Raw genomic sequence first — 11607 nt, 5'->3', positions numbered from 1 at the left:
TGATTTGGGGCGACAGCTCCGCTTCGGCGACGACTGGTTGTCGCGCTCAGCCTTCGATTCGGGTCAACTCTGCAACTTGCCCGCAGACCTTGCGGATCTGGCTCAGCAGGTTGAGGCGGTTGCGGCGCACAACTTCGTTATCGGAATTCACCTGTACCGCCTCGAAAAACGCATCCACCGGTGCTCGCAACGCCGCCATGCTGCCCATGGCAGCCGCGAAATCTTCGGCTTCGATGGCTGAAGAGATCGCCCCCTCGCTAGTCTCCAACGCATCAAACAGAGCAATCTCGCTGTCATCCTCGGCAAACTTCTTGTCCGCGCCATAGGAATATTCGACGCCATCCTTCTCCTCGGCCTGCGCGAGAATGTTGTTGGCGCGTTTGAAGCCCTGCAGCAGGTTGGTGCCGTCTTCGGTCTTCATGAAATCTTCGAGCGCCCGAGCCCGTTTCACCAGCAGGGTCAAATCGTCGTTGCCGTCCATCGCGATGCAGGCATCGATCACGTCGTGGCGGATGCCCTGATCGCGCAGGAAAACTTTTAGGCGGTCGTGGAAGAACGAGAGGAGGTTTTGTGCCATTTCTCCAGCAGATGCATCCAACTCTTTGGCAACTTCTACAAATGCCGCGAAATCCGCATGCAATGTCTTCGACATTTTCGTTGCCCAATTCTGAGCAGCCGTGAGGTGGAAGCCTCCTTTTTCTGCGTCACCGACAACATCCGGGACTGCATTATACAGCGTTCTCAGCGTTTCCTCATCAGCAGAGGCTTCAATAACAGCCTGTGCGAAATCACCATGCATCCACGCTCCAAACAGTCGCTTGAAACTTGGGAGAAGCTTGGCTTGAGCATCATTCTCCAGCACCAGCCGGATCACCCCCAGCGCGGCGCGGCGCAGGGCGAAGGGATCTTTGGAGCCCGTCGGCTTTTCATCAATTGCCCAGAACCCAGTCAGCGTGTCCAGCTTGTCCGCCAGCGCCACAGCGACCGAGACCGGCTCGGACGGCACATCATCCGACGGGCCAAGCGGCGAATAATGCGCCTCGCAGGCGTTGGCCACCGCTTGCGGCAGGCCCGCAGCCTCGGCGTAGTAGCGGCCCATCAGGCCCTGCAGCTCCGGAAATTCATAGACCATTTCGGAGCTCAGATCGGCCTTGGCGACCCGTGCTGCCTGCTCCGCCAGATCTGCATCAGCGCCCACCAGCGGCGCAATCTCGCGCGCCAGCGCGGCAATGCGGTCAATCCGCGCCGCCTGCATGCCCAGCTTGTTGTGAAAGGTCACATTGCCCAGCTTTGCAACCCAAGGCTCAAACCCCTGCTCGGTGACCGTGCGCAGATCGTTCTCCCAGAAGAACTTCGCATCCGCCAGACGTGCCGACAGCACCTTTTGGTTGCCCGCCAGAATGGTTGCGCCATTGTCGGCGGTCTCGCGGTTGGCAACGGTGATGAACTTTTCGATCCGCCCGGTCTTTGGATTGCGCACCGAGAAGAACTTCTGATGTTCTTTCATCGAGGTCTGCAGCACCTCCGGCGGCAGCGTCAGGAACTCATCATCAATGGCGCCCATCAGGACTACCGGCCACTCCACCAATCCGGCGACCTCGGCCAGTAACGCCTTGTCGTCAACAACCTCAAGCCCGCTGGCAAAGGCCTGATTGGTGGCATCCTGCCAGATCGTGCCCTCGCGTTCCTTCGGGTCCAGCACCACATGCGCGCGCTTCAGCTTGGCAGCATAATCATCAAACCCGGTGACCGTGATCTGATCGGGTGCCATGAAACGGTGGCCGTAGGTGGTATTGCCCGATGCAATGCCGTCGACATCCAGCGGCACAACTTCGGCACCATCTTCGGTAGACAACAGGCACAGGATCGATTGCAGCGGGCGCACCCAGCGCAGAGAGCCGGTGCCCCAACGCATGGATTTCGGCCAAGGGAAGTTGCGGATCGTATCTTCCAGAACCTCGGCTATGATATCTGCCGCCGGGCGACCGGGCTTCTCGATGGTCGCAAAATACACCGCACCCTTGGGCGTTTCACGCTCTTCCAACTGATCGCGGGTTAACCCTGCACCGCGCAGAAACCCCTCAATGGCCTTATCCGGTGCGCCAACCTTGGGACCTTTGCGTTCTTCACGAACCGTCGGGGAATGATCCAACAGCCCTTCAAGCGCCAATGTCAGGCGGCGCGGCGTCGACAGTGCATGAGCGCCCGCATAGGTCAGACCTGCCTCGACCAAACCATCGGTCATGCGCTTTTTCAGATCCTCAGCCGCACGCGCTTGCATACGGGCCGGGATTTCTTCGGAAAAGAGTTCAATCAGCAGATCGGGCATCGGGAGTCCTCAGAAATTCACTATCGCCTGAATGACGATGGCATTGGCGATATCAACAAAGAAGGCGGATACAAGGGGGAGCACAACAAAAGCAATAGGTGAAGCCCCATAGCGTTTGGTCACAGCCGTCATATTCGCAATGGCTGTAGGGGTCGCACCAAGGGCAAACCCACCAAAGCCTGCTGCAAGCACAGCAGCGCGGTAGCCCCGCCCCAACATCGGAAAAAGAACGAACAGCACAAAGGCAACTGTAAAAGCGGTCTGGGCGAACATGATCACCGCAATGGCCAGTCCAAGACTGGCGATCGTCCACAATTGCAGGCTCATCAACGACATTGCAAGAAAAGCTCCAAGCGAAAATTCGGAGATTAACGCCAATGCGGGGGTACGTGCCACAGGCGGTGCAGCGGGCAGCAAAGCAGTGCGCAGATTGGCGATCAAGATTCCCGCAATCAGACAGGGCACAAACAGCGGCAATTTCAGCCCTGCAGCAGTCAGCGCAAGAGATGCAAAATAGCCAACAATGATTGAAATGTTTAAGTACAGCATGACACGCATCAGCGTCAGATGATCAATCGCGGGCACATTCTCCAAGTCATCGGCGAGACCAACAGTTGGCTCTTCTTCAGGGCGCGCCGGAATCAACCCATAGCGCTCGATCAGAAACCGCGCGATCGGCCCACCAACCAATGCTGCAAGCACCAACCCAAGCGTGGCCACTGCTACACCTAGCTCTGCGGCCCCAATCAGACCACTTTGCAAAGCCACCTCCGGCGCCCAGGCAATCGCAGTGCCATGCCCGCCGATCAGTGCTGCGGATCCGAACAGCACAGACACCTGCAAAGGAAATCCAAACAGCATTGCGCCCACCGCCCCGATAGCGTTCTGCGCAAGGATCGCGAGACAGGTCAGGATCAGCAGCAGCAAAAGCGGGCGCCCCCCCGCCATCAGATCCGCGAACCTTGCATTCAACCCAATGCCTGCGAAAAACAACACCAATAGATAATCACGCGCCGCAATCTCAAAGGTGATAGCCCAGCCGCTGACCAAATAGACACCCATCACGACCCCGGCTGCCAACAGACCGCCGCTGACCGGCTCAGGGATATTAAATCTTTGCAACACCGAAATACGCGCATTCAGCCTTGCGCCCAAAAGGTAGACAGCGAATCCCAGCGTTAGCGAGATAAAGTCCGGTATGGTAATTTGCAAATCCATATCAGATGAGATGTGGCCTTTCGCACGTTGTCGTATTGCGCTGTATTGCGCCGCACCGGCTGGTCGCGTGATCGCAGAAACCTAGCAAAACACCGCCACTTGGCACGTTCAGGTCGGATCAGCTGTCGTCACGGCTGGGCGGTGGCGGGCATTCCTCACCAACGACCGTGCCATCATAGGCCTTCTTGCCGCAATTGTTCAGCTCATGCCAAACATATCCGCGCCCATCATCAGTGACGGCCACGATCCGGTCTACGCCGTAGGATATGTTCTTGGCGGATAGAAAGCTCTGCGCCCGCCCCTCGGCCAAAGCAGACCCAATAGCGACCGCATCAAAACAGTCGAACCATCCCGGTGCATTGCGCGGATCCTGCTGCTCAGAAAGAGTGAACAGCTGTGCCAGTGCCTCGGGCTTCAGATCGGTACGGAAACAGGCGCGATAGCGGATCGGAGAACTGCCCGCATCAATCGCTTCAAAATCACTGTAACGGATCGGCTGAGAGACCTCTTCGCCTAACGGCACCAGCATCACATCGCGGCCCGGCTGCAGCGCCACCTCTTTGTAGTAGCCATAGACCTGTAGGTAATACATCGCCCCCCCGGCCAAAAGGCCCGAAAGGATAAGGATCAGCGAGAGGAACTTGCCCATGTCAGTGGACTCCTACTGGAAATCAGGCTGGGAACCGGGACCGGATCAGGCCGCGTGGCCGCCGGCCTCGGTCAGGACAAAAGCATCGGCGCATTGTTTGGCGAGCGTCCGCACCCGGCCGATATAGGCCTGACGTTCGGTGACAGAAATCACGCCGCGCGCATCTAGCAGGTTGAACACATGGCTCGCCTTGATGCATTGGTCATAGGCGGGATGCGCCATGATGATGCGTTTGCCGGTCTTCGGGTCCAAATGCTCTTGCGCGAGGATCGCCGCACATTCGGCCTCCGCTTCCTCAAAGTGGCGCAGCAGAACTTCGGTGTTGGCGACGTCGAAATTCCAGCGGGCGTATTCTTCTTCGGTTTGCTTGAAGATGTCGCCGTAGCTGAGCGCGATCGGCGTTTGTGGGTCGTTGAATGGCATGTCCATGACGTGATCAACGCCAAGGATGTACATGGCGAGGCGCTCGAGGCCGTAGGTCAGCTCGCCGGATACGGGATGACAGTCGTGGCCACCAACCTGCTGGAAATAGGTAAACTGGCTGACTTCCATACCGTCGCACCAGACTTCCCAACCAAGGCCCCATGCACCGAGTGTCGGGCTTTCCCAATCGTCTTCGACAAAGCGGATGTCGTGCATCTCCATATCGACGCCAATCGCCTCAAGGCTGCCAAGATACAGCTCCTGCAGGTTCGGTGGCGAGGGTTTGATCAAAACCTGATACTGGTAGTAATGCTGCAACCGGTTGGGGTTCTCACCATAACGCCCGTCAGTGGGGCGGCGCGAGGGCTGCACATAGGCAGCGGCCCAGCTTTTGGTCCCAAGAGCACGCAGCGTGGTCGCAGGGTGAAACGTGCCTGCCCCCACTTCCATGTCATAAGGCTGCAAGATGGCACAGCCCTTGGCCGCCCAGTACGTCTGAAGCCGCAGAATGATCTCTTGGAACGAGCGCGGAGCGCCTTTGGTCTCGGTCATGTTTCTTCCCTTTGGGGGCAGCAAATCCGGTGTTCTTCCTATGCAAGCCCCGGCGCAGGGTCAACGGCGCATCGCAGCGCAGGCCAGCTCGACCCCTGCTCGCAGCTGCCAGTTGTCAAAAAACGTTGTGTCAACCCGACGCTAAAGTCCGAATATGGTATCAGCCCCACAGTTTTCCCCCTGCGATCAGGAGTTCCATTTACGCCCCGAAAGTGGTTATGTGCGCGCCAACGACAGATCACCCCGATAGAGGCCTTTTGATGAAGACTTTGATTGCTACGCTGGCACTATCCCTGATGGCGCTGGCATCCGCCTTTTCAGGCGCCGCCACGGCTCAGACCAGCACCCAACAATCCGCACAGGATACCGTCTGGATTCAGATCGCCGCCCGCGCGTCCCTGCGCGAAGCACAAGCCGAAGCCCAAGAATTCGCAGCACGGCTGCCCGATGTCTCGGGTTTCTCGCTCGGTGGTGGCTGGTACGGCATCGTGCTCGGTCCCTATGCACGCGATGACGCGGACCGGGTTTTGCAGGTCTATCGCGCCGAACGCCAGATACCTCGGGATGCGTTCATTGCGTTCGGCCGCAATCTTGGCAATCGATTCTATCCTACAGCGGCATCCACTAATACCGAACAGCAGCCAACCGTCGAAAGCCCAGTGCTGGAGCCCATCGATCCGGCCGTGGTGACACAGGCACCGGCAGAGGAACCAGTGGAGACAGCCCTGCCCGATGAAACCCCGGCCGAGGCCCGTCGCAGCGAATCCCGCCTTACCCGCGACGAGCGTAAGGATCTGCAAGTCGCACTTAAGGCTGCCGGGTTTTATACATCCTCGATTGATGGTGCCTTTGGTCGTGGCACCCGCGGTTCTATGTCAGACTGGCAGTCGGCGCGCGGCTATGCGCCAACCGGCGTGCTGACCACTGCTCAGCGTCAGGCACTAATGGATGAATACAACGCACCGCTGATCTCGGTTGGTATGGCACCTTTGACCGACGCCAAAGCGGGCATAGCCATGCAGGTCCCTGCTGGCGAGGTAACCTTTGATCGCTATGAATCGCCCTTTGCCCTCTACAAAAGCAACGGCGATCTTGGCGCACAGGTGCTTCTCATCAGTCAGCCCGGCGACAAGCGCACACTCTACGGTCTTTATGACATCATGCAGACCCTGAAGATCGTACCTCTGGAAGGCCCGCGTCAGCGCAGCGGAAATAGTTTCACAATCGAGGGCCGCGGCAATGGGATCGTCTCTTACACTGAGGCCCGAGTTTCCAATGGCGAAATCAAGGGTTTCACGCTGGTCTGGCCAATGGGAGATGATGATCGCCGCGCCCGTGTACTGGCCGAGATGTTATCGAGCTTTGAACGTATCGACGGCGTGCTTGACCCCGCAGCCGGCGCAGATGCACCACAGAATGTCGATTTGGTCTCTGGTCTCGATGTGCGCAAACCGCGCCTGTCGCGTTCGGGTTTCTACGTTGATACCAATGGCAGCGTTGTTACCACCTCCGACGTGGTGGCCGGTTGCAGCCGTGTGACACTGGATCATGAATACCAGGCGGAGGTCGCCCTAAACGACGCGGCCGCAGGTATCGCGGTGCTACGTCCGGTGGACGCACTGGCCCCAATGGCCATCGCCAAGCTGGCCAGCGCGTCAGCTCGCCTACAGTCCGATGTTGCCGTTTCCGGTTTCTCTTACGAGGGTGTTCTGGGCGCGCCCAGCCTAAGCTGGGGTACCTTGCAGGACGTCAAAGATCTGGCCGGCAATGCAGGCGTATCGCGACTGCAATTGGCCAGCCAGCCCGGTGATGCCGGTGGTCCGATTCTGACAACAGACGGTGCGGTTCAAGGTATGCTGCTAAGCCAATCCAATGGTTCCACTCAGCTTCCGGATGGTGTCAGCTTTGCTGCCAACGCCGAAACCCTGCGCACCGCGCTAACTGCTGCTGGTGTGACCGCTGCGAGTGCCGGTGCCAATGCAGCGGCGCAGCCCGTAGGAGCGCTGACCCGTCAGGCCAGCGGCATGACCGTATTGGTAAGCTGCTGGGATTAATCTGAGCCCCCGCACTAGGGGCTATGGATTAATCATTCTAACAACTAAAGGCCGGAGCATCTGCTCCGGCCTTTTTATATCGTTCGAGATAAATGCGCTTCGGCCTGAGCCTGAGCCTGAGACATCATCCAGAATATATTTATCAGTAGGCGTGGATGCGCCCATCCCAGGTGTGAAAGCATCCTGAGGTCTCCGTGGTCAGCACGTCAAATTCATGCATCAGGCCTTTGACGGATTCCTCCACCGAAATCTCGCCCTCTTGTCCGCCCATGTCTGTGCGCACCCAACCCGGATGATAGATGCCAACAGCAATCCCCTCGGGCAACAGATCCGTGGCCAGATTGCGCCCTATGTTCAGTGCCGCTGCCTTGGAGGCGCGATAGGCATAGCTGCCACCCGGTGCGCGTGCATGGCTCGCCATCTGCGAGGAAATAATCGCGATCTTGGGATCAGCGGCAAGCCGCAGGTTGGGCAACAGCGCCTGAACGGTCAAAAACACACCGGTCACATTGGCCGCCAGTGTCTTGCCCCAGACCTCGGCGGAGTAATCTTCCAACCCCATCGATTTATCAAGGTAGACCCCGGCATTACACACTAGGAGATCCACCGGGCGCTCTTTGAGTTGTGCCGCGAACCGTGCCTGTTGACCGGGATCGGTGACATCAAGCCGCACGCCCGACGAATGATCGCGCGAGGTTCCCGTCACGTCGTGACCGCCCTCGCGTAGCTTGCCCACCAATTCGCGGCCAATGCCTCGGCTGCTTCCTGTCACAACGACATGCATTAACGGTCTTCCTTCAATTGGTTTTTCTATTGGGCATAAACGGCAGTGGCAGCAGCGGCACGCCATCCTCGATCAATGCTTTTGCCTCTTCGGGCTTAGCCTCGCCGTGAATGGCCCGCTCTGGCGTATCACCCAGATGCATGGCCCGCGCCTCACTGGCAAAATCCTTGCCCACATAATCTGAATTTTTCTCAATTTTACGCCGCAGTTCGGCCACCGCAGCTTCCAGCTCTCCTGACGGGGTACTAAGCGCACCAGCACCTGCCATGGCCTTCGGTGCGGTATTTTGCGAGGGTGCGGGCAATTGACTTTCAGATGCTGAGGCTGCCGCAGAGGATCCATTGTAGCGCGGCCCACTGTCCCCGACCGATGATACAGCATTACGACCCGGGCGTACCCGAGGCGCCATAATCGCCTTTTCAATCTTGGTTGACCCGCATTGCGCACAAGACACCAATCCAGCCGCCGCCAGTTTGTCAAAGGCAGCAGCCGACTGAAACCAGCTGTCAAAGCTGTGTCCTTCGGCGCATTTCAGAGCGTATTGTATCATGGTGATCACTCTTATCAGGAAGGGATGATTAAATCTGCAATCGGCGTAAGTGCAAGGGCAGAAGCGACAATGCGCGCAGGTTCACCCATCGTTCCATCGCAGATCGTTGGTCACGGCCGCAAACGCAGCCCTTAGCGCGGTGCCAGCAACCGATCCTGCAGCCGTGCCACCAACATCTCGTGCGGTTGGTCCGCCGCAACCGCCAGCCGACGCAGCCCAAAATGCACGCGCGCCATTTCCTGATAGTAGCCCGAATAGACAAAATTGGTCGTCGCACCCGCGATAGCCCCCAGAACCGGCAGCGTCTGTGCCGCCAACTTCTGACCCAGAACCATGCTAAATCGCGGTGCGACCTGCGCAATCAACTTTTGAACCGCACCACCAGTCAGTCCCAGCCGCAGCGACAGAAATCCCAGATCCGCTCCGTCATCAGCGGCCAGTGGTCCGGCTGCCGCAAAAACCCGGATGCAATCAAACCGCACGCTCTCGGCGTCCGGGTCAAATCCCTCTTCTGCAGCTATGCCCTGAATGCTGCGCAACAAAAACGCCGTTGTTGCCGGAAGTTCGACCAAAGCTCCCGGTAGCCCCCCCATGCCGCCAGCTGCACCCATGGCCGCACTAACCGCGCGGTTGACCCCGCCGGGTTGGTCCGGCACCAGCCGCCGCGATCCCGCTGCGCCCTGCATCGCCAAATGCAACGCTTGTTCGGTGGCACCGTCCAACCGGCTGCGTACCGGTACAGGCAGTTTGTCCAGCAACCCCTCAACCGATCCACCCAAGAGGTTCAGAATCTGAATCCCAAACCCTCCAGCCGCGCGGTAGCGTTTGGCCAGCGCTTCCAACTCCACCTCTACGGCAGCAGCATCAAGCGGCTTGGTCAGTGTCAAATCCGACGTCGGTGTCTCGGTCATGTCGTACCCCATCATCCCGAAAACATTTGTATTCCCGCTCCGTATTTCAAGGTTGCAGCAGTCATACGTCGCAGTCAGCGTGGTCTTAACCCGGCTGCTGCGGTCCGCGCCAGCTCAGGATCTGACCATGTACATCAGCCCAGCCGTCGGCCACCAAATCCAGGCCAAGCACCCGATCGGGGTTTGTTGGCGGTGGCATATCGACCGCACGCAGCGGAGCAAACCCAAAACGCCTATAATAGGGCGCATCACCGACCAGCAGAACCCGTGACCAACCCGCTTCTGCTGCTTTGGCAAGACTATCGCGGATCAACGCACCGCCCAAGCCTTCGCCCTGATGGGTTGGGTGAACCGCCACGGGCCCCAAAAGCAACGCAGGATCGGCCGCCTCGCCAACCCGTACTGGCCAAAACCGAATTGCGCCTGCAAGAATTCCGCCTTCGTCTCGCGCCACCTGACTTAGTCCACTTACAGGCGGCACAGCTTCACGCAGCCGGTAGGATGATAGTGCCTCGCGGCCCGGCGCAAAACACAGATCATATAGCGCCTCGACCTCCCAGCGGTCTGCTGGCTGCTCTGCCATCAACTCAATCACGCTGCCTGCCTCCGCGCCTGTCGCCTTCCTGCCATCTATTGAGGGTCAGCACGACCGAGGGTTTTGCCCCACAGCACGCCGCAAACTCCCCTCGCAGGCTAGTCATCGGCCTAACACGGGCGTAAGCCTTGGGCAAACCCCGGCAGTCGGATCCGTGAGCAAAGACAGCACACTACCGCTCCGACCCAGATTTTTTTGGAGACCCATAGATGTTCTACCGCCCCGAAAATGGACATGGCCTGCCCCACAACCCATTCAACGCGATTGTCACGCCCCGTCCAATCGGCTGGATTTCCTCACGTGCGGCAGGTTGTACCAACAATCTTGCACCCTATTCGTTCTTCAATGCAGTCGCCTACGAGCCGCCACAGGTGATGTTTGCCTCTACCTCCGCCAAAGCGGATCAGGACGGCACCAAGGACAGTGTTGCCAATATCGAAGAAACCGGTGTCTTCTGCGTCAATGTCGTATCCTACGCCCTGCGCGATGCAATGAACGCGAGTTCCGCTGCATTGTCCAAGGAGGTCGACGAATTTGATCACGCCGGTTTGGACATGGCCCAATGCGAGACCATCGACTGTGGTCGGGTGCTTGCAGCGCCTGCCGCGCTCGAATGCCGTCTGACCCAGATTGTGACCCTGCCCGGCGCGGCCAATAAGGTGGTTTTTGGCGAGGTGGTCGGTGTACATCTCAATGACAGCTGCCTGATCGACGGCGCCTTTGATGTCACCCGTTTCCAGCCACTGGCACGCCTTGGCTACCGCGACTACTCTGTGGTGCGTGAGCTGTTCTCTCTCACCCGTCCCGACGAATGAGGCCCCGAAATGCCCCTTCCTGATCCCAATAACCGCAACCCTATTACCCTGCCCGATGGCACGGCACATGCAGGCACCGTGATGCTGGCCGAGGCCATAGATCATCCGAATTTCACCGTCGGTGCCTTTACCTACGCCTCCGCCTTCGATCCTCCATCTGACTGGGCCAGCTGTCTTGCGCCCTATCTTTTTGCCGGGTCACGCGAACGGGTGGTGATCGGCAAGTTCTGCCAGATTGCAGAGGGCGTGCGCTTTATCACCGCCTCAGCCAATCACGCGCAGGATGGCCTCAGCTGCTATCCCTTTCCGGTATTCGATCAAACCCGGATGACCGGGTTTCAGCCGGATACCCGCGATACAACTGTCGGGAATGACGTATGGATCGGCTACGGTGCAATGATCCTGCCCGGTGCGCGTATCGGCGATGGCGCGATCATTGGCGCAGGCGCTGTCGTGCGCGGAAATGTACCGTCCTACGCAATTGTCACCGGCAATCCTGCGACCACCGTGCGGCACCGTTTTTCCAAACCGCAAATCGCCCGTCTACTTGCGTTGAAATGGTGGGATTGGCCGACAGATCTGATCACACGTGCAGAACCTGCCTTGCTGGCGGGCGATCTCGACATGCTGGAAGGGCTGGCCCCGGACTAACCTCAGACTGAAAAACAGCCTAAGCACCGCCCTTCGAGGGGCACGAAAAACCCGCGACGCCGATGGTGCCGCGGGT

Annotated in this window: 11 protein-coding genes; 3 read left to right on the top strand and 8 right to left on the bottom strand. The window is 58.7% G+C overall.

The window, feature by feature from the left end:
• Positions 1–46: 46 nt before the first annotated feature.
• The 4 genes from glyS to ACEWZM_RS13450 form a co-directional block, all read right to left on the bottom strand.
• Positions 47–2329, bottom strand: coding sequence for a glycine--tRNA ligase subunit beta (gene glyS / locus ACEWZM_RS13465; protein WP_414006920.1), 2283 nt, complete (start codon positions 2327–2329; stop codon positions 47–49).
• Positions 2330–2338: 9 nt separating this feature from the next.
• A complete protein-coding gene (gene gltS / locus ACEWZM_RS13460) occupies positions 2339–3547 on the bottom strand; it encodes a sodium/glutamate symporter (RefSeq protein ID WP_414006919.1) in 1209 nt (402 codons plus the stop codon).
• A 118-nt stretch (positions 3548–3665) separates the two neighbouring features.
• Entirely contained in the window at positions 3666–4196 is a 531-nt protein-coding gene (locus ACEWZM_RS13455) for a DUF6446 family protein (protein ID WP_414006918.1), read from the bottom strand.
• Between the two features lie 45 nt (positions 4197–4241).
• Positions 4242–5171 (bottom strand): glycine--tRNA ligase subunit alpha, encoded by a 930-nt coding sequence (locus tag ACEWZM_RS13450; protein ID WP_414006917.1) that lies wholly within the window; start codon positions 5169–5171, stop codon positions 4242–4244.
• A gap of 260 nt (positions 5172–5431) precedes the next feature.
• Here ACEWZM_RS13450 and ACEWZM_RS13445 point away from each other — a divergent pair, with 260 nt between their 5' ends.
• Complete coding sequence (locus ACEWZM_RS13445) at positions 5432–7225, top strand: serine protease (RefSeq protein WP_414006916.1); 1794 nt, start codon at positions 5432–5434, stop codon at positions 7223–7225.
• A gap of 142 nt (positions 7226–7367) precedes the next feature.
• Here ACEWZM_RS13445 and ACEWZM_RS13440 read toward each other — a convergent pair whose 3' ends face one another.
• The 4 genes from ACEWZM_RS13440 to ACEWZM_RS13425 all read right to left on the bottom strand — a co-directional run bounded on the left by ACEWZM_RS13440 (position 7368) and on the right by ACEWZM_RS13425 (position 10065).
• The gene (locus ACEWZM_RS13440; RefSeq protein WP_414006915.1) at positions 7368–8009 is read right to left on the bottom strand and encodes an SDR family oxidoreductase; all 642 of its coding nucleotides are present in this window, start codon (positions 8007–8009) and stop codon (positions 7368–7370) included.
• 13 nt (positions 8010–8022) lie between these two features.
• Positions 8023–8559, bottom strand: coding sequence for a DUF1178 family protein (locus tag ACEWZM_RS13435; RefSeq protein WP_414006914.1), 537 nt, complete (start codon positions 8557–8559; stop codon positions 8023–8025).
• Between the two features lie 131 nt (positions 8560–8690).
• Positions 8691–9470 carry an EcsC family protein gene (locus tag ACEWZM_RS13430; protein WP_414006913.1) on the bottom strand — a complete coding sequence of 260 codons (780 nt, stop codon included), beginning with the start codon at positions 9468–9470 and terminating at the stop codon, positions 8691–8693.
• A gap of 85 nt (positions 9471–9555) precedes the next feature.
• Positions 9556–10065, bottom strand: a complete 510-nt coding sequence (locus ACEWZM_RS13425) for a GNAT family N-acetyltransferase (RefSeq protein ID WP_414006912.1) — start codon at positions 10063–10065, stop codon at positions 9556–9558.
• 209 nt (positions 10066–10274) lie between these two features.
• Here ACEWZM_RS13425 and ACEWZM_RS13420 point away from each other — a divergent pair, with 209 nt between their 5' ends.
• A complete protein-coding gene (locus ACEWZM_RS13420; protein ID WP_414006911.1) occupies positions 10275–10880 on the top strand; it encodes a flavin reductase family protein in 606 nt (201 codons plus the stop codon).
• 9 nt (positions 10881–10889) lie between these two features.
• Positions 10890–11531 (top strand): CatB-related O-acetyltransferase, encoded by a 642-nt coding sequence (locus tag ACEWZM_RS13415; protein ID WP_414006910.1) that lies wholly within the window; start codon positions 10890–10892, stop codon positions 11529–11531.
• Positions 11532–11607 lie beyond the last annotated feature (76 nt).

The sequence above is a fragment of the Phaeobacter cretensis genome (assembly GCF_047372505.1).
In the GTDB taxonomy this organism is placed as follows: Bacteria; Pseudomonadota; Alphaproteobacteria; order Rhodobacterales; family Rhodobacteraceae; genus Phaeobacter; species Phaeobacter cretensis.
Note: the sequence above shows the minus strand (reverse complement) of the source record. Positions and strands in the feature narration are given on the sequence as shown.

What these genes read in the sequence shown, in the direction of transcription:
- glyS (WP_414006920.1), bottom strand. Translation starts at nt 2,329, where the DNA reads ATGCCCGATCTGCTGATTGAACTCTTTTCCGAAGAAATCCCGGCCCGT.
- gltS (WP_414006919.1), bottom strand. Translation starts at nt 3,547, where the DNA reads ATGGATTTGCAAATTACCATACCGGACTTTATCTCGCTAACGCTGGGA.
- ACEWZM_RS13455 (WP_414006918.1), bottom strand. Translation starts at nt 4,196, where the DNA reads ATGGGCAAGTTCCTCTCGCTGATCCTTATCCTTTCGGGCCTTTTGGCC.
- ACEWZM_RS13450 (WP_414006917.1), bottom strand. Translation starts at nt 5,171, where the DNA reads ATGACCGAGACCAAAGGCGCTCCGCGCTCGTTCCAAGAGATCATTCTG.
- ACEWZM_RS13445 (WP_414006916.1), top strand. Translation starts at nt 5,432, where the DNA reads ATGAAGACTTTGATTGCTACGCTGGCACTATCCCTGATGGCGCTGGCA.
- ACEWZM_RS13440 (WP_414006915.1), bottom strand. Translation starts at nt 8,009, where the DNA reads ATGCATGTCGTTGTGACAGGAAGCAGCCGAGGCATTGGCCGCGAATTG.
- ACEWZM_RS13435 (WP_414006914.1), bottom strand. Translation starts at nt 8,559, where the DNA reads ATGATACAATACGCTCTGAAATGCGCCGAAGGACACAGCTTTGACAGC.
- ACEWZM_RS13430 (WP_414006913.1), bottom strand. Translation starts at nt 9,470, where the DNA reads ATGACCGAGACACCGACGTCGGATTTGACACTGACCAAGCCGCTTGAT.
- ACEWZM_RS13420 (WP_414006911.1), top strand. Translation starts at nt 10,275, where the DNA reads ATGTTCTACCGCCCCGAAAATGGACATGGCCTGCCCCACAACCCATTC.
- ACEWZM_RS13415 (WP_414006910.1), top strand. Translation starts at nt 10,890, where the DNA reads ATGCCCCTTCCTGATCCCAATAACCGCAACCCTATTACCCTGCCCGAT.